The 17,589-nt window shown below is 56.5% G+C and carries 17 protein-coding genes; 9 read left to right on the top strand and 8 right to left on the bottom strand.

Annotated elements, in window-relative coordinates; all coding sequences use genetic code 11:
* The first annotated feature begins 12 nt into the window (after window positions 1-12).
* From nikB to EFB11_RS03665, 7 genes are read left to right on the top strand one after another with little or no spacing between them, the layout of a single operon-like run.
* Window positions 13-945 carry a nickel ABC transporter permease gene (gene nikB, locus EFB11_RS03695; RefSeq protein ID WP_122788980.1) on the top strand — a complete coding sequence of 311 codons (933 nt, stop codon included), beginning with the start codon at window positions 13-15 and terminating at the stop codon, window positions 943-945.
* 3 nt (window positions 946-948) lie between these two features.
* Window positions 949-1,824 (top strand): ABC transporter permease, encoded by an 876-nt coding sequence (locus EFB11_RS03690; protein WP_122788979.1) that lies wholly within the window; start codon window positions 949-951, stop codon window positions 1,822-1,824.
* A 13-nt stretch (window positions 1,825-1,837) separates the two neighbouring features.
* On the top strand, window positions 1,838-2,851 hold the full coding sequence (locus EFB11_RS03685) for an ABC transporter ATP-binding protein (RefSeq protein ID WP_122788978.1): 1,014 nt from the start codon (window positions 1,838-1,840) through the stop codon (window positions 2,849-2,851).
* Window positions 2,841-3,797, top strand: a complete 957-nt coding sequence (locus EFB11_RS03680) for an ABC transporter ATP-binding protein (RefSeq protein ID WP_122788977.1) — start codon at window positions 2,841-2,843, stop codon at window positions 3,795-3,797. The genes EFB11_RS03685 and EFB11_RS03680 overlap by 11 nt, the downstream gene beginning before the upstream one ends.
* A 60-nt stretch (window positions 3,798-3,857) precedes the next feature.
* Window positions 3,858-4,856: a hypothetical protein gene (locus tag EFB11_RS03675; protein ID WP_122788976.1), complete on the top strand. Its 999-nt coding sequence runs from the start codon at window positions 3,858-3,860 to the stop codon at window positions 4,854-4,856.
* 15 nt (window positions 4,857-4,871) lie between these two features.
* Complete coding sequence (locus tag EFB11_RS03670; protein ID WP_122788975.1) at window positions 4,872-5,810, top strand: FMN-binding protein; 939 nt, start codon at window positions 4,872-4,874, stop codon at window positions 5,808-5,810.
* A 15-nt stretch (window positions 5,811-5,825) separates the two neighbouring features.
* Window positions 5,826-6,800 (top strand): FAD:protein FMN transferase, encoded by a 975-nt coding sequence (locus EFB11_RS03665; protein WP_122788974.1) that lies wholly within the window; start codon window positions 5,826-5,828, stop codon window positions 6,798-6,800.
* A 37-nt stretch (window positions 6,801-6,837) separates the two neighbouring features.
* On the opposite strand, the gene rpoD is transcribed toward EFB11_RS03665, so the two are convergent.
* From rpoD to EFB11_RS03650, 3 genes are read right to left on the bottom strand one after another with little or no spacing between them, the layout of a single operon-like run.
* The gene (rpoD, locus tag EFB11_RS03660; protein ID WP_122788973.1) at window positions 6,838-8,058 is read right to left on the bottom strand and encodes an RNA polymerase sigma factor RpoD; all 1,221 of its coding nucleotides are present in this window, start codon (window positions 8,056-8,058) and stop codon (window positions 6,838-6,840) included.
* 17 nt (window positions 8,059-8,075) lie between these two features.
* A complete protein-coding gene (gene dnaG, locus EFB11_RS03655) occupies window positions 8,076-9,827 on the bottom strand; it encodes a DNA primase (protein WP_122788972.1) in 1,752 nt (583 codons plus the stop codon).
* A gap of 21 nt (window positions 9,828-9,848) precedes the next feature.
* Window positions 9,849-10,850, bottom strand: a complete 1,002-nt coding sequence (locus tag EFB11_RS03650) for a deoxyguanosinetriphosphate triphosphohydrolase (RefSeq protein ID WP_122788971.1) — start codon at window positions 10,848-10,850, stop codon at window positions 9,849-9,851.
* Window positions 10,851-11,228: 378 nt separating this feature from the next.
* Between EFB11_RS03650 and aroQ the strand changes: the two genes are divergently transcribed.
* Both aroQ and EFB11_RS03640 read left to right on the top strand, forming a co-directional pair.
* Window positions 11,229-11,663: a type II 3-dehydroquinate dehydratase gene (gene aroQ / locus EFB11_RS03645; RefSeq protein ID WP_122788970.1), complete on the top strand. Its 435-nt coding sequence runs from the start codon at window positions 11,229-11,231 to the stop codon at window positions 11,661-11,663.
* Window positions 11,660-12,721, top strand: coding sequence for a M24 family metallopeptidase (locus tag EFB11_RS03640; RefSeq protein WP_122788969.1), 1,062 nt, complete (start codon window positions 11,660-11,662; stop codon window positions 12,719-12,721). Before aroQ ends, EFB11_RS03640 begins: the two co-directional genes overlap by 4 nt.
* A gap of 35 nt (window positions 12,722-12,756) precedes the next feature.
* Here the strand turns inward: EFB11_RS03640 and EFB11_RS03635 are convergent, their stop codons facing one another.
* The 5 genes from EFB11_RS03635 to dnaJ all read right to left on the bottom strand — a co-directional run bounded on the left by EFB11_RS03635 (window position 12,757) and on the right by dnaJ (window position 17,550).
* Entirely contained in the window at window positions 12,757-13,527 is a 771-nt protein-coding gene (locus tag EFB11_RS03635) for a TatD family hydrolase (RefSeq protein ID WP_122789714.1), read from the bottom strand.
* Window positions 13,528-13,600: 73 nt separating this feature from the next.
* A complete protein-coding gene (locus EFB11_RS03630) occupies window positions 13,601-13,939 on the bottom strand; it encodes a phenylpyruvate tautomerase MIF-related protein (protein ID WP_122788968.1) in 339 nt (112 codons plus the stop codon).
* A 23-nt stretch (window positions 13,940-13,962) separates the two neighbouring features.
* Window positions 13,963-15,282 (bottom strand): AAA family ATPase, encoded by a 1,320-nt coding sequence (locus tag EFB11_RS03625; protein ID WP_122788967.1) that lies wholly within the window; start codon window positions 15,280-15,282, stop codon window positions 13,963-13,965.
* A 57-nt stretch (window positions 15,283-15,339) separates the two neighbouring features.
* Entirely contained in the window at window positions 15,340-16,260 is a 921-nt protein-coding gene (gene metA / locus EFB11_RS03620) for a homoserine O-acetyltransferase MetA (protein ID WP_122788966.1), read from the bottom strand.
* Window positions 16,261-16,392: 132 nt separating this feature from the next.
* Window positions 16,393-17,550, bottom strand: coding sequence for a molecular chaperone DnaJ (gene dnaJ / locus EFB11_RS03615; RefSeq protein WP_122788965.1), 1,158 nt, complete (start codon window positions 17,548-17,550; stop codon window positions 16,393-16,395).
* Window positions 17,551-17,589: the final 39 nt, after the last annotated feature.

Below are 17,589 nucleotides of genomic sequence, written 5' to 3'. Positions count from 1 at the left end.
GGGGACAAAAAGATGCTGAAATTTATTTTGCGAAGGCTGATTATGCTGATCCCTGTGCTGATCGGCGTCAGCTTTATCGTGTTTACGATCCTGAATTTTACCCCCGGCGACCCGGTCGAAATGCGCTTGGGCGAAAACTATACGGTCGAAGCCTACAACTCCATGAAAGAGGATATGGGCCTGAACGATCCCTTCCTGGTGCGGTACGTCAAGTACATCGGCGGCGCCATTCACGGCGATTTCGGCGAATCGTACAGTACCGGCAACCCGGTTGTGGATGAGATCGCCGCCCGTCTGCCCAACACCATTCTGCTTTCGGCCTATGCCATGATCATTGCCATTGTGATCGGCATTCCGCTGGGCGTGATTTCGGCGACCCGGCAATATTCGGCGCTGGATAATATCTCGATGGTCGGCGCGCTGATCGGCGTATCCATGCCGAACTTCTGGCTGGGCCTGATGCTGATTTTGATCTTTGCCGCCCATCTTGGTTGGTTCAATTCCTCCAACTATCAGACCATGAAGGACCTGGTGCTTCCGGCCTTCACGCTCAGTGCAAACTCCCTGGCGATCATCACCCGTATGACCCGCTCGTCGATGCTGGAAACCATCCGGCAGGATTACATCCGTACAGCCCGCGCCAAAGGCGTTAAGGAAAGTGCGGTCATCATCAAGCATGCGCTGCGCAATGCCATGATTCCGGTCATCACGACCATTGGCCTGCAATTCGGTTTTTCGATCGGCGGCGCCGTGCTCGTCGAAACCGTATTCTCCTGGCCGGGCATCGGCAGTTTGCTGGTCGAGTCCATCAAGCTCAAGGACACGCCGATCGTTCTGGCGATCGTTTTGATCCTGGCGACCTTGTTCACGGTCATCAACCTGGTCATCGACATCCTGTACGCATTCCTGGACCCGCGCATCCGCGCACAGTACAAGAAGGGGTAAGCCATGACGAGAGAAGTAAATCAGTTGAAAAAGAAATCGCAGGCTGCCGCCGTGTGGCGCCGTCTGCGCAAAAATAAAATGGCGATTTTGGGCCTTATCATCCTGAGTATCATCATCCTGGCGGCCATCTTCGCAAATTTCCTCTTTGACTATGAAACCATGGTCATCCAGCAGAATGCCTCACTCAAGCTTAAGCCGCCGTCTGCCGAGCATTGGCTGGGCACCGATGAGGTCGGCCGTGACATTCTGGCGCGTATCGTCTTTGGCGCGCGGGTATCGCTGCCGGTTGCGTTTGCGACCATTGCCATTGCGGCGGTCGTGGGTGGCCTGTTGGGCGCTATTGCCGGCTATGGCAACAAGTATGTCGACAATGTCATCATGCGTGTCATGGACGTATTTCTGGCCATTCCGAGCATCCTGCTGTCCATGGCGCTGGTCTCCGCGCTGGGCACCAGCATGTTCAACCTGATGCTCGCCATCAGTATTTCCAATATCGCACCGTTTGCGCGTATCGTACGTTCTTCGGTGCTCACCATCCGCAATGAGGAATACATCGAAGCGGCGCGTGCCATTGGCGCCAGCGATGTGCGCATCATCCTGCGGCATATCATTCCCAACTGTATGGCGCCGATCATCGTCCAGGCGACGCTGTCGGTCGCAGGTTCGATCCTGGCGATTGCCAGCCTGAGCTTCATCGGCCTGGGCATTGCGCCGCCGACCCCGGAATGGGGCTCCATGCTGTCGGGTGGCCGGCAGTTCATCAGCTATGCGTGGTGGGTATGTGCCTTCCCCGGCATTGCGATCATGCTGACCATCCTGTCCCTCAACCTGTTGGGCGACGGTCTGCGCGATGCGCTCGACCCCAAACTCAAGAACTAAGGAGGGCACGCAAATGGACGAAAAAAATCTGTTGGAGATCAAGAATCTCTGCGTGGAATACCGGACCGATGAAGATACCGTGTATGCGGTCAACAATTTGGATTTATCCCTGCGCAAAGGCGAAAGCCTGGGCCTCGTCGGTGAGACCGGCGCGGGCAAGACCACGACGGCGCTTTCCGTGCTGCGGCTGATCGCCGACCCGCCGGGAGTCATCACCGATGGCGAGATTTATTTTGCAGGGGAGGACCTTCTGAAAGCCAAGATGTCCCACCTGCGCGAAATTCGCGGCAATAAGATCTCGGTCATCTTCCAGGACCCGATGACCAGCCTCAACCCAGTCTATTCGGTCGGGGACCAGATCGCCGAAGTCATCCTGCTGCACGATGGATGCTCTAAAGCAGAAGCCCGGGAAAAGGCCGGGGATATGCTGGAAATGGTCGGCATCCCGCGCGCCCGGTACGACGAATATCCGCACCAGTTTTCGGGCGGCATGAAGCAGCGTGTGGTCATCGCGATGAGCATTGCCTGCTCGCCCGAACTCATTTTGGCCGATGAACCGACCACAGCGCTTGATGTGACCATCCAGGCGCAGGTGCTGGAACTGATGAACGACCTGAAAGAAAAGATGGACACTTCGCTGCTGCTCATCACGCACGACTTAGGCGTCGTAGCGCAGGTATGTGATCGGGTCGCCATCATGTATGCGGGCGAGATCGTCGAATCGGGCACCATTGCCGAAGTGTTTGATTTCCCGCACCATCCCTATACGATCGGACTGTTTGGGTCCATCCCCACGCTGGACGAAAAGTCGGATAAGCTCAAGCCCATCAAGGGGCAGATGCCCGACCCGACCGTCAAGCCCGAGGGCTGCGCTTTTGCGCCGCGCTGTCCGTATGCCAGCGCGCAGTGCGCGACCCAAAAACCCTCGATGAATTCGGTGGGCGGTTCTCATGTGGTACGCTGTCTGGTGCATGAGGGTGTGTTCCAGTCCGAGGAGCTCAAGCAGGAGGTAGCCCATGGTAGATAACATTTTGGAAGTCAAGAACCTCAAAAAATATTTTAAGACCAAAAGCGGCATGCTGCACGCGGTGGACGATGTCACGTTTTCCATTGCAAAGGGCGAAACCCTGGGCCTGGTCGGCGAGTCGGGCTGCGGCAAGTCGACGATCGGCCGTTTGATTCTGGGTCTGCATCAGGCGACCAGCGGCCAGATTCTGTTCAATGGCCAGGACATCGTGAAGATGAACAAAAAGCAGCTGCACGACATGCGCCGGGACATGCAGATCATTTTCCAGGACCCCTTTTCTTCGCTCAACCCCCGCATGTCTATCAGCGAGATCATCGGCGAACCGCTGCTGATTCATAAGCTGGTCAAAGACCGCAGCGAACTGCAAAAGGAAGTCGCCCGGCTGATGGATATTGTCGGACTGGCATCCCGTCTGGCCAATGCGTATCCGCATGAGCTCGACGGCGGCCGCCGGCAGCGCGTCGGCATTGCCCGCGCCCTGTCGCTCACGCCCAAGTTCATCGTGTGTGATGAACCGGTGTCCTCGCTCGACGTGTCCATCCAGGCGCAGGTCCTGAACCTGCTCAAAGACTTGCAGGCTGAGTTTGGACTGACCTATCTGTTTATTACCCATGACCTTTCGGTCGTCAAGTATTTTTCCGATAAGATCGCGGTCATGTATCTGGGCCAGCTGGTCGAGACCGCGCCGTCGGATGAACTGTTCCAAAACACCATCCATCCCTATTCGCAGGCGCTGTTGTCGGCCATCCCGATTCCGTCTAGCCGGCAGAAAATGCAGCGCGTTAAGCTGATCGGCGAAATTCAGAGCCCGATCAACCCGCAGCCCGGATGCCGGTTTGCCAAGCGTTGCCTGTATGCTGAGGCGGGCTGCACCGGGCAGGACCCCGAACTGCGCGCCTTTAGCGACGAACATTGGTGCGCTTGCTGCCGCGCCGGCCAATTTTAATTGTGAACCCTGCAAACGGGTTTTCCCGCTTGCTCCAATATGAAAAGGAGGATATTTTCCATGATTGACAAGACCAGATGGCTGGGGCTGGGCCCCTGGCACGAAGACAACGAGCCGGAACTGATCGATTGGACCGTTCAGCCGCAATACAAGGGCATGATGAAGGGCGACTACTACCATGCCGAGCTGCGTTACAGCGGCCGTTGGGGCGACCCGGGACATAAAGGCGAACTGGATGTTGTCGTAACCGACGACGGCAAGATCGGCTATGCAGAATTCAACGAAACCACGATGGGCAACTACTATGTCCGTCACTTCCAGAATGTCAGCAAGCGCCGCACCGAGTTCCAGTTCTTCCAGGACTTCCATGACAAGCGCCGTTCGGTTGCTTACGGCAAGGTACTGGCCAATGGCTTCAAGTACGTCGAAGATCAGATTCTGGAAAAGCAGGATCTGGACGCAGATTACGATCTGCTGCATGGCGCATCCTTCTCGATGAAGAACATGATCGGCCTGAAGGATGATGTTTCGGCCCAGATGAAGGACCCGAACCACAAGAAGCAGCGTTACTATGGCTATGTCGAAGACTATGGCTACGGCATCACTGGCTGGCTCCAAGTGGTTATAGAAGACGGCAAGATCGTCAAGTGCTTCTATGACGAGATCTTTGCCGACCACACCAAGGACATCGTATACGATGATCTCAAGCAGTTCTACCGTCAGTCCAAGTATTATTCCACCACCTACGAAGATCCGTTCCCGTCCGGTTGGGACCGCCATGCTTGGCTGGTTTGCTTCAAGGATCAGTCGGATGCCATCAACAAGAAGGTCTGCGAGACCCAGGACCTGCTCGACATCGAGGGCCTGCCGTGCGTCGAAGGACCGGACATGGGTGTCGTTTGGGACAAGCCGCATAAGGATGACATTGCACTGATTTCCAACAGCGATGCCACGGCCCGTTCGGTAACCCGTCCGCGTTCGCCGGTTTGGAACAACTATCTGCGTCTGGCCAAAATCATCCAGGATGAAATGGTCAAGGATGGCGTCATCAGCAAGTAAAGGGAGGAACCAAGCATGAATAACGAAGGCAACAAGCCGGTATGGAGCGTCCAGCCGCCGATGGGCATGCTCAAGGGCGACTATTACCGCATTGAAAAGCGTTTTCCGCCCTATTATCCGGGCGTAGAAGGCCAGTTCCCGGCAGACCCGGGCCATCTGGGCATCGTGGAAGCGGTTAAGGATGGCGACAAGCTGATTTGGGTGGAACTCAACGAAATCACTGCACCGTCTTACTATCGCCATCTGTATCAGGGCATCTCCAAGCGCCGCTCGGATTACAGCTTCTGGCAGTACACCAAGTCCCGCATGCAGAAGGCGGGCGCAGTCCTGACCATGGGCATGGAGTATGTCGAAAAGCAGATGATGGAAAAGCAGAGCCTGGCTGGTGATTTTGATCTGGTAGCCAGCGCATCTGGTTCGGTCAAAAAGCTGCTGACCTTTGCCGAAGAACTGAATCAGGAACTGGACAAGCCTTCGGGCAAGAAGCTATACAGCTATGCCGAGGATTACGGCTATGGCCTGACCGGCTGGCTCAAGGTCGTTGTAGAAGACGGCAAGATTCTGTCCTGCCGGTTTGACGAAATCTTTGCGGACGACGCCGAAAAGATCGTGCATCCGGAGCTGAAGAAATATTACCGCCAGTCCAAGTATGACTGCCCGACCTACGAAGATCCGTTCCCGTCCGGTTGGGACCGTCATGCGTTCCTGGTCGGCTTCCGCACCCAGATGGACAACCTCAACTCCAAGGTCGTTGCCACCCAGGATATGCTGGACCTGACCGGTCTGCCGCATGCCCAGGGCCGTGATATGGGCATGATCTGGGACGATCCGAACCCGGATTATGAACATCTCAATTTTGACCCCAAGAACCGCCCGATGTATCCGGCCTTCATCAATTATCTGCGTATGGCCAAGGTTGTGCTGGCCGAGATGCAGAAGGACGGCGTACTGTAAGAAGGAGCGTGCACGATGCAGGAAATCACCTTTCTCGCCTATGATACCATGTGCCGGGTGGCGGCCGATCTTGCGCCGGGACAGGAGCATGTTCTCGCGCGCGTACAGGAAAGCGCGCGGGAAGTCGAAGCCCGGCTCAGCATGTTTGACCCAGACAGCGAACTGTCCCACCTGTGCCGGGATTATACGCCCGGCATTCCGGTCCCGGTTTCCGATCTGTTGTGTGATTTCCTGGCGTGCAACTTGGATATCTGCCGGCGGTCCGGCGGTGCATTTGACCCAACGGTGGGACCGCTGATCAAACTCTGGGATTTTTTGAGGGACACGCCGGAAATCCCGAGCGACCAGGCGATTGCCGCGTGTTTGGAGCGGGTGGGATATTCCCACCTGACGCTGGACCGGACGCAGAAAACCGTGACCTTTGACCGGCCCGGAATCGGTCTGGACCCCGGCGCATCGGGCAAAGGCTATGCGCTGGGGCTTGCCGTGGACATTCTGCGGGCCGCTGGGGTTTCCAATGGCGTGATTGACTATGGGGGAAATCTGTTCGTTTTAGGCCAAAAGCAGGACGAACGAACCGGCCAAAAGCGGCCTTGGAAAGTTGCGGTGCGGGACCCCGAGAATCCAGCCAGTGTTTTTGGCACCGTTAGTCTGGCCGGGCAGGGCATTGCCACCTCGTCATGGTATGAGCATGGATTTGAAAAAGACGGGGTAATCTATCATCACTTGCTCGACCCGCGCACCGGCCGGCCGCATCCGCTAAGCATCCAAAGCGTGTCCATCCTGTCCACCTGTGCGGTGTTTACCGATTTGTTGTCCACTGCTTTTTTCCTGCTGGGTGTCGAGCAGGGCACGCAGCTGGTCCGCAGCTTGGCTACGGAGAGTGGAGAACGCATCGATTTTGTCGCCGTTTTGGAGGATGGCAGCATCGTTGCCACGGAAGGCGCCGGCTTTTTTCCCAGAGATCAAAGAACTGTGCGGCAGATATAAAAAAACCCGCCCTGTTTTGCAGGGCGGGTTTTGCTGTTTAGTTTAAGAAATCCTTGAGCTTCTTGGAGCGCGAGGGATGGCGCAGTTTGCGCAGTGCCTTGGCTTCGATCTGACGGATACGTTCGCGGGTGACGTTGAATTCCTTGCCCACTTCTTCGAGCGTGCGGGTATGACCGTCATCAATGCCGAAACGCAGGCGCAGAACCTTTTCTTCACGCGGCGTCAGGGTCTTGAGAACTTCGACGAGCTGTTCCTTGAGCAGCATGAACGAAGCAGCCTCAGCCGGCTCGGGCGCATCGTCGTCCGGGATAAAGTCGCCCAGATGGGAGTCTTCTTCTTCGCCGATCGGGGTTTCGAGCGAAACCGGCTCCTGTGCGATCTTGAGGATGTCGCGTACCCGGTCGACCGGCATATTCATTTCTGCGGCGATTTCTTCCGGGGAGGGGTCGTGGCCCAGTTCCTGCAAAAGCTGACGGGAAACACGAATGACCTTGTTGATGGTTTCCACCATATGCACTGGGATACGGATGGTACGGGCCTGGTCGGCGATGGCGCGGGTGATGGCCTGCCGGATCCACCAAGTCGCATAGGTCGAGAACTTGTAGCCCTTGGTGTAATCGAACTTTTCAACGGCTTTAATCAGGCCCAGATTGCCTTCCTGAATGAGGTCCAGGAACAGCATGCCGCGGCCGACATACCGCTTGGCGATGGAAACGACCAGACGGAGGTTGGCTTCGGCCAGACGCTTCTTGGCGCGGTCGCCTGCCTTGATGGCCTTGTTCCATTCGACGATCTCATCGGCGCGGACCGCCGACTGTTCGCCGGTATTTTCGTATTCGTTCATCTTTTCGGTCGCGTCAACGCCAGCCATGATCTTTTTGGCCAGTTCGATTTCTTCTTCGGGCGAGAGCAGGTCGACTTTACCGATTTCCTTCAGATACATGCGGACCGGGTCGTCGATTGCAAAGCCTTCGGCCAGGGCCGAGGTGTCAACCAGTTCTTCTTCCGGGACTTCCTCGACTTCGGATGCCTCAAAGTCATCTTCATCGTCGCCGATGGGGGCTTCGAGCACATCGCTGCCTTCGATCTCAATGCCTTCGTGCTCCAAAGCTTCATACAGCTTATCAATATCTTCGGTTTCTAATTCGACGGCGCTCAGCGCGTCGGCGATCTCCTTGAGTGTCAATTTTCCGTTTTTCTTGCCCAGGGCGAGAAGGTCGCGGATCACCTGCATCTGCTGTTCTGCACTCTGTGTCATGTCTTATACCTCCAAAATCATTTTTTTCTGCTTTTCAGTTTGGCTTTGGCCAGAAGCGGGTCCTCCGCGGGATCTTCCGAAATGGGCTGGGCATGTTTGAGTGCTTCGCCCCGGATTTTCCGTATGTAATCGTCCATTGCTTGCTCCCGTTTGGCCGGAACGGTTTGCTCGGTGATGCGTGCAAGCAGGGACAGTTCGTTGGGCTCCAAATATCCCTCAAACGAAGCGACCGTAATCGGCCGTCCGGCGTCATAGAGGGAAAGGGCATGCGCAAACACCTTGCGCAGCACCGGTGCGGTAAAATCCTGCGGCGTTATTTTGTCCGCAAGATAAGAAACTAATGTATTATCCCCAAAAATCAGGGCCAAAATCCCTTCTTCGGCGCGTCCCGATACAATATCGGGATAATGCAGAGCCCGGTCTTTGGGCTGGGCAGCCTGCGCCGGTGCGCGGACATCGCGCCGCTGGGCCTTTTTCTGCTGGCCGCGCCGGATGGATAACGCGCGTTTGACTTCGACCTGCATGGCATCCAGACTGACGTTTGCCATCTGGGCCGCCCGGCCGGCATACACTTCGCGCTCGACCGCGCCGTCGATGTGGGCCAGCATCCAGGCCGCTTCCCGCAGGAAGGCGACCCGCTGCTCATCTTCCTCCAAATCAAACTTGGCAGCGATATTTTCCAAACGGAATGCGTTGTGGTCTTCACTGTGCTCGATCAACCGGCGGAAAGCGTCCGGCCCTTTTTCGCGGATGAATTCATCCGGGTCCTTGGCGCCTGGGATTTTCAAAACCCGAACATTGAGGTCAGCTTTTTTCAAAATATCGATGGCACGCTGTGAAGCGGCCTGTCCCGCGCCGTCAGCGTCATACGAAATGATGATGTTCTTGGTGTGGCGGGCGATGATACGCGCCTGCTCATCGGTCAGGGAAGTGCCCAGCGACGCCACCGCCGAATCAAATCCGGCCTGGTGCAGCGCGATGACGTCCATATACCCCTCAGCCAGGATGAAATAATCATTTTTGGTCTTGCGGGCCAGATTGAGGGCAAATAGGTTGCGTCCCTTGTGAAAAATGGACGTTTCCGGGGAGTTGAGGTACTTGGGCTTGCTGTCATCCATCACGCGGCCGCCAAAGGCGATCACGTTGCCGCGCTGGTCGATGATGGGGAACATGACGCGGTTGCGGAATTTGTCATATAAATTGCCCTTTTCGCTGCGCGCGGCCAGGCCGCAGGCAAGCAGTTCCTCTTTGGTGTAGCCCTTGGCCTGCATGGCGTCCATGGTCGCAAAAAAGGAATCGGGCGCATAGCCAAGTCCAAAACGGTTCATGGTGCCGCGCCGCAGTCCGCGACGGGCGAAATATTGCTGCACCCTCTGGTTTTCCGGCTTCCACAGTTCGGCATAGTAAAACCGTGCGGCATCGCGCATGAGGTTTAACAGCCGTTCCCGGCGCCGGCCGGCCTGCGGGTCCTGCGTATCCTCCGGAATGGGCAAGCCGCATTGCTTGGCCAGAAAAGCGACTGCATCCGGAAATTCCAGCCCTTCGGCGCGCATCACAAATGAGATGACGCCGCCGCCCTGGCCGCAGCCAAAGCAGTAAAAGATCTGCTTGTCCGGGGAAACCGAAAAGGAGGGCGATTTTTCATTGTGGAACGGGCAAAGCCCGAAATAATTGGCGCCGCTGCGCTTGAGCTGCACATACCGGGATACGACCTCCACAATATCGCTGCGCGCGGTCAGTTCGTCCAGAAAGGACTGGTCGAAGGCCATAGCTGCCTCCTTTCGCGGGGATTATTCTTGCCGTTTATGCCAGCTTTTTGGGATAAACAGCCGTTTATAGGTCGCGATCGAGTAGCGGTCGGTCATGCAGGCGATGTAGTCGCACGCCACACGCGCGCGGCTGTCGCCTTCGTCGATCAGACGGCGGTAATCGGCCGGCAACTCGTCGATATGGTCATAAAAATATAAGTACAGGGCTTTGAGCATATTGCGGGCGCGCTGCTCTTCGGCCTGAGCGGCCGTGCCCGTGTAGACGTGCTCGAACATAAACTGCCGCAGTTCCAGCATGGCGTCCAGCACCCCGGCGTCCATGCCGATGGCGTGTTCGCGGGTGCCGTAATCGATCATGGCCGTCACGAGCGTGTCGATGCGCTGCCCATGGGTTTCTCCCAAAACGGTGCGCAGCGCCTGCGGGATATCCTCCCGGCACAGCAGCCCGCCGCGCACGGCATCGTCGATGTCGTGGTTGATGTAAGCAATGCGGTCGGCATAGTGGATGATGCGGCCTTCGGGCGTCGAAGCCTTGCGGGTGCCCGTGTGGCAGACGATGCCGTCGCGTACCTCTAGGGTGAGATTGAGTTTTTCCACCCGGTCGACAATGCGCAGGCTCTGCTCGTTGTGGCGAAAGCCTTCGGGACAAACTTCGCCTAGCGCCGCTTCGCCTGCATGGCCAAAAGGTGTATGACCCAGATCGTGCCCCAGCGCAATGGCTTCGGTCAGATCCTCATTCAAACGCAGCGCCCGGGCAATCGTGCGGGCAATCTGTGCCACTTCCAGCGTGTGAGTCAGACGGGCACGGTAGTGGTCACCTTCGGGCGAAATAAAGACTTGCGTCTTATTGGAAAGCCGCCGGAAGGCTTTGGAATGAATGATGCGGTCACGGTCGCGTTGGAAGCAGGTGCGGTTGGGGCAGGGGACCAGCGGGGTCTGCCGGCCCTGAGAATCACGGGCCAGGGTCGCCCAATCGCAGAGGGTCTGTGCTTCCTGGTTTTCGATGCGTGTACGGATGGTCATACAAAACCCCCTTTGCAAAGGCCGGAAACAACAATCTACATATATACAATACGCAGCGCGTGGGCTGAAATCCTTCTTTTTGCGCCCAATTTTTTTGCAAATCGTACGATTTGTGAAAGATGTCCTGGAAAGCGGGCGGAAAAGTGCGTGCTTTGTGGCTTTTGATGATGGGAAATCCGGTTTTTTGTCCGGTGGTTTTGTGGATATTGGACGGGAAAACGTTGGCAAACGGCAGAAAACGTGCTATAATGGACGCAAACACGGGATAAGCCGTGTCGTTTGATTGAAAATCAGCCCGAAATGGGGAAAGCGCCCTTTCGGGTCGGCAGATGGCATAGTCCCTGCCGCTTGGTGACATAAAAGGAGAATTGTCAACATATGAAGAAAATTTCCCTCATCCATGGACCCAACCTGAACCTGACCGGCAGCCGCGAACCGGGCATCTATGGCCGCGATACACTGGCTGCGATCAACGAAGAAGTCGTGCTTAAGTGTGCGCAGTATGGTTGGGAGTGCGTATGCTTCCAATCCAATTCCGAAGGCGCGCTCATTGACCGTATTCACGCCGCCATTGACGATTGTGACGGTATCATCATCAACGCGGGCGCGTATACCCATTACAGCTATGCCATCCGCGATGCGATCGCTGCGACCCGTCTGCCCTGCGTGGAAGTGCATATGTCCAATGTGCATGCCCGGGAGGAATTCCGGCACCATTCGACCATCAGCGCCGTTTGTGCCGGTGTCATCGCTGGATTTGGGAAAAATAGCTATCTGTTGGCCGTGGATGCCATGAAAGGGATTTTGGGATGATTGCAAAAATTCGAAGAGCGATGCGCGAGCAGGGAGCAGATGCTGTCCTGCTCACCAGTGAGATCAGCCGCCGTTATGTGACCGGTTTCCATTCGACGGCAGGCGTTGTGTATATTTCGGAAAAGCACGCAGTGTTTTTCACCGATTTTCGTTATATCGAAGCCGCCAAGCAGCAGGTCGAGGGCTTTGAGGTGCGCGAGCCAGGGGACGGACAATCGTATTCTGCGGTGGTCAATCAGCTGGTCGCTGCCGACCATATTAAAACCATTGCCCTGGAAGACGACGCCCTGACCTATCAGGAATATACCCGCTGGCAGGGCAAGTTAACCGCCAAGGTGCAGCCGATGCGCGACATGATGGAAAAGCTGCGCATGGTCAAGAGCGAGGACGAGCTAAACCATGTCATTGCGGCCCAGCGAATCGCAGAGACAGCCTTTTTGGAGGTGCTCGAGGACATCCGTCCGGGCGTGACCGAAAAGCAGATTGCGGCCAAGCTGACCTATCGGATGCTGTATTATGGGGCGGAAAATATGTCGTTTGACCCCATCGTGGTATCGGGCGCCAACTCGTCCAAACCGCACGGTGTGCCCAGCGAAAAGCCGATTGCGGAAGGCGATTTTATCACCATGGACTTTGGATGTATCGTCAACGGCTATTGCTCGGATATGACGCGTACGGTCGCGGTCGGCTATGCAACCGACGAAATGGCCCATGTTTATGACGTGGTACTGCGTGCACAAAAGGCTGGCATTGCAGCCGCCCGTCCGGGCGTCACCGGTAAGGAGATCGACCAAGCGGCGCGCGAGGTGATTGAGCAAGCGGATTTTGGCCCTTATTTTGGCCATGGCTTTGGCCATGGAGTGGGTCTGCAAATTCATGAAGAGCCGAGGCTTTCCACGCGCGGCGATAAGATCATGCAGGACGGCGTGATCGTCACCGCCGAGCCGGGTATCTATCTGCCGGGACGTTTTGGGGTGCGCATTGAAGATATGCTGTATCTGACCGGCGACTCCTGCCGCAATCTGACTGAAGCACCGAAAGAACTGCTCATTCTGTAAGATGGAGAAATCCCCCTGGTTTCAGGGGGATTTTTTTATATGCCAAACAGGCGCTTGCCGTTTTCGGTCGTTTGGGTGATGACTTCCTCCAAGGGAATTTCTTTGATCTCGGCAATGGCTTCGGCCATGCGGTAAACATACAGCGAGGAATTGCGCTTACCGCGATAGGGGACCGGTGCCATATAAGGTGAATCGGTTTCGATCATCAGCCGGTCGAGCGGCACAGCGCGCACGACATCGACCGCTTTCTTGGCGTTTTTGTACGTGATGACCCCGGTGAACGAAAGCAGGTACCCTAAATCGAGCAGCCGTTTCGCAAACTCCACCGAACCGGAATAGCAATGGAATACCCCGCGCACGGCCGGATATTGCTCCACAACGGTCAGGCTGTCCAGATGGGCTTCGCGGTCGTGGATGATGACCGGAAGCTGGAGTCGTCCAGCCAGACGCATCTGTGCGCGGAACACTTCAGCCTGGAACCGGCGCTGCTCGGGCTCTTTGACCCAATAGTAATCCAGGCCGATTTCACCGATGGCACGCACCTTGTGACTGGACTTGGCCAAAGCTTCCAAGGCAGGAAGATCGCGTTCCAGTTCGATGCCTTCGATATTTTCCGGATGAATCCCAACCGCGGCATACACATGCGGATAGGTTTCGGCATAGGCGACTGCCTTGCGGCTGCTTTCCAAATCGCAGCCCGGATTGAGCACCAGTCCGACGCCGTGCTCGGGCAGGGAGGCGAGCAGCGTTTCGCGGTCCGTGTCAAATTGGTCGTCGTCATAGTGGGCATGGGTATCAAATAACATCAGCATCTCTCGCTTTCCAAAATCGAATCGGAAGGAAAGACAGGCCGCTGCAAAACGGCCTGTCCCAATTTTCTTATATCATCGTACCGTTCACACCCCAGTGGGGGAGTCCGGAAAAGGTGATGTATACATTCTTTTTGTCAAACCCCGCATCGGCCATGACCTGGAATGCGGCTTCAATAAAGGCTTTTTGATCGTCCGGTTGGGCGGTGCCAAAAATCTTGACATCCAGATAGGCCGCATCGCACTTCTGGCCGCCATAGTACAGGTCGCAGCCGTCGCAGATCTCGACCATCAGGCCCTTTTCCTTCTTACCGGGGATGACCGTGATGGCCTGTCCCAGCGCGGCTTTGAGCGATTCTTTTTCCGGTGCACCCAGCGACCGCTCGGTGTGGACTGCAATATAAGGCATGAAAAACACCTCTCCTTTTAAAATTATCCGTTCAGTTCCTTGGCATGTTTGAGTGCCTGTGCGGCACGCTCGACCGAGCGGTCATTTTCGCCTAAGCATTCGGTCAGCCAGCCAAGTTTTTGTTCGGCGGCTTCCATCTCATGGGCTTCCAGCGATTCATAGAAGCTGGAGAACGCTTCGGTAACCGTATCCGGCTGCGGATTGGTTTTCATCACTTCGGTCAGGATGACATCGACCGGCTTGCTGTATGTTTGCAGGGAAGCGCGGTATACTTGTCCGCCGCGCAGTACCCGCACGCACTTGGCATCTGTGTTCGCCAGCACGACCGGGGCATTGGTGGTCACGATAAATTGCACGAGCGGGAAAATCTTCTGCAAGTCGGACAGAATGCGCTTCTGCCAGGCCGGATGCAAGTGTAGTTCGATCTCGTCAATGAGCACCACGCCGGGCGTCAAGTCCGTGACATCGGCGCCAAACTGCGGATTGAGCACCGCCATACGATAGGCGATATCAGCCACCAGAAGCAGCGTGTTTTTGATGCCCTGGCCGAGCAGACGCATGGGCAGCCGCTCGACGCGGTCGTCCGGCCGAGTGATGGTGAGTTCCAGATCCTGCTGCACCACATCAAACGCAACCGAAACATCTTTGACATCCGGGAAGGCGCTCTTGTAGCAGGCCGCCATGGCCTGCGTGACCGCATACAGGTCGGGCACGATCAAATCCGCCGGGTTGGGCGGAGCAAACGCGGCCTGCAATTTCTGCTGCTTGGCATAGGTCATATTTTCGAACCAGCTGAGCAGCATCCGTTCGTCCGGGGACGCCTGCAAGCAGCCTAAGTAACCGCTTTGCCGGTTTTTGATCCATACCTTTTGCAGGGTCGACGGGTCACGGCCTTCCAGCCACCGACGGGACGCACCATAATACGCAACGACCGGCAGGGTAATGACCGACCGGCGGCGCAGATGCTCCTGCAAGGCCGCAGCATATTGCAGCACTTCGGTGGCATCGGTGGAAACCGTCCGGCCGTTTTCCAGAGTACGGCTCCAGGCAAGCGGATGGCCGCTGACCTCCACCCGGGCCGAGATGCGCACCGGACCGGTGTGCCGGTAGGGCGTCATCGGGTTGTCAGTGGATTCCATGCGGATGTCGGTGGGCGAGATGCCGCGGACCGGAATGTCCGAAAAACCGCCGACATAGGTGGCCAATGCCAAGGCGGCGGCATCCAGAATGGCCGATTTCCCCGCGCCGTTCGGTCCGGTCAGGATCATCAGGTCGGGACGGAATTCCATGGCCAGCTTGGGGAAACCGCGAAAATTTTCCAAAGAAAGCGCTTGTAATTTCATAAACAGACCTCATGGCAAGACACAGGCCGCAACGAGGCGGCCGTGCGGAATGGTGGATTATTCAAACGTATGATCCAGGTAATAGGGCGTTGTCTGGTAAACGTAATAGTTCAGCCAGTTGGTATAAAGCAGATGACCATGGGAACGCCAGGTCATGCGCGGTTCCTGGGACGGATCGTCATCCGGGAAGTAGTGCTTGGGCACAATAGGATTCAGGCCGCGGCCCTTATCGCGGATGTATTCGGCTTTGAGCGTATCGCGGTCGTACTCCGAATGGCCCAACACAAAGATTTGGCGGCCATACTTGGCCTCGACAATGTACACGCCCGCTTCTTCCGAAGACGACAGGATGCGCAGCAGGGGATTGCGGCGGATGTCCTCCTCCCGTACTTCGGTGTGGCGCGAATGGGGCGCATTGAAGTAATCGTTAAAGCCGCGGAACAGGCTTTCTTTCGGAAAAAGGACCTGATGCTCAAATACACCGCTCATTTTTTCGGGCAATGTGTATTTGGGGATGCCGTAATGATAATATAAGCCAGCCTGAGCGCCCCAGCAGATGTGCAGGGTCGAGTGGACGTGCGTTTTGGTCCATTCCATGATGGTGCACAGTTCATTCCAATAATCGACCTGTTCAAAATCCATCAGCTCGACCGGCGCACCGGTGATGATGAAACCGTCATACCGGTTGTCGCGGATTTCATCAAAGGTGCGGTAAAAGGTGAGCAGATGATCTTCCGGGGTATGGGTGGACTTGTAGGTTTCGGTCTGCACCAGGTCGATCTCGATTTGTAGCGGCGTGTTGGACAGGCAGCGCAAGATCTGGGTTTCGGTGACGATCTTGAGCGGCATCAGATTGAGCAGCGCGATGCGCAGCGGACGGATGTCCTGCGTGAGTGCGCGGTGCTCGGTCATGACAAATATATTTTCACCTTCCAGCACCGCGCGGGCGGGGAGGCTGTCGGCAATTTTAATCGGCATAAGCGGGGACTCCTTTTTCTTTCTTCTTTTATTATAACAAACCACCTGTCAAGCCACAAGGGGCAAAATCAGGCCGGAAGGGGAGATAAAATATGGCGCAGGCTCAAACGGCCTGCGCCATACAGAAGAAAATCAATCGCCCTTAAAAGCGTCCTTTACCTTATCCCAGAAGCCTTTGCGCTGCTGCTGGTTTTCATCGGTGGTAGAAGATTCAAATTCACGCAGCAGTTCCTTTTGGTGTGCGGTGAGATTCTTGGGCACCTCCAGGATGATGCGGACATACTGGTCGCCGCGGCCGCGGCCGTTGACGTTCTGAATGCCCTTACCGCGCAGACGGAAGACCGCGCCCGGCTGGGTGCCTTCGGGCATGTTGTATTCGACCTTGCCGTCAATGGTCGGCACTTGCAGGGTGTCACCGAGCGCTGCCTGCACGAAGGATACTGGCATCTCGCAAATGACGTCCGAACCTTCGCGGGTAAACAGCGGGTGCGGACGGATGGAAATGGTCACGATGACATCGCCAGCTGGGCCGCCGTTGGCGCCTGCGCCACCTTGGCCGCGCAGCTGAATGGCCTGGCCGTCATCGATACCAGCCGGGATGTTGACCTTGAGGGTGCGGGATTTCTGCACCTTGCCCGAGCCGCCGCACTTGCTGCACGGCTTTTTGATGATCTTACCGGTACCGCGGCAGTTGGGGCAGGCGGTCTGGGTCTGGAACATGCCGAGCGGGGTGCGCTGGGTCTGGGTGACCGTACCCGAACCGCGGCAGTTGGTACAGGTTTCGGCCGAGGTGCCGCGCGCTGCACCCGAGCCGCCGCATTCGTCACAGTCCTCGACGCGGTCAATGGTGATCTCCTTTTCACAGCCAAAGGCAGCTTCTTCAAAGGAGAGCATGACACGCTTCTGAATGGTCTGTCCGCGCTGAGGCGCATTGCGGCGCGAGCGGCTGGACGAACCAAAACCGCCGCCAAAGAACGAACCGAAAATATCGCCCAGGTCGCCCATATCGAAGCCGCCGAAACCGCCGCCAAAGCCACCGCCCTGGCCGGCGCCATAATTCGGGTCTACTCCGGCGAAGCCAAACTGGTCATACTTGGCGCGCTTGTCTTTGTCGGACAGCACCTCATACGCTTCGTTGACTTCCTTGAATTTCTCCTCGGCGTTTGGATTGTCTTTATTGAGGTCAGGATGGTATTTCTTGGCGAGCTTGCGGTGCGCCTTTTTGATTTCGTCGTCCGACGCGCCCTTGGCAACGCCAAGTACCTCGTAATAATCTCGTTTATCTGCCATAAAATCAGTCCTCTATACAAGGGGATAGGCGCGCCGGGT

It is taken from the genome of Intestinibacillus sp. Marseille-P6563, assembly GCF_900604335.1.
GTDB lineage: Bacteria > Bacillota > Clostridia > Oscillospirales > Butyricicoccaceae > Butyricicoccus_B.
Note: the sequence above shows the minus strand (reverse complement) of the source record. Positions and strands in the feature narration are given on the sequence as shown.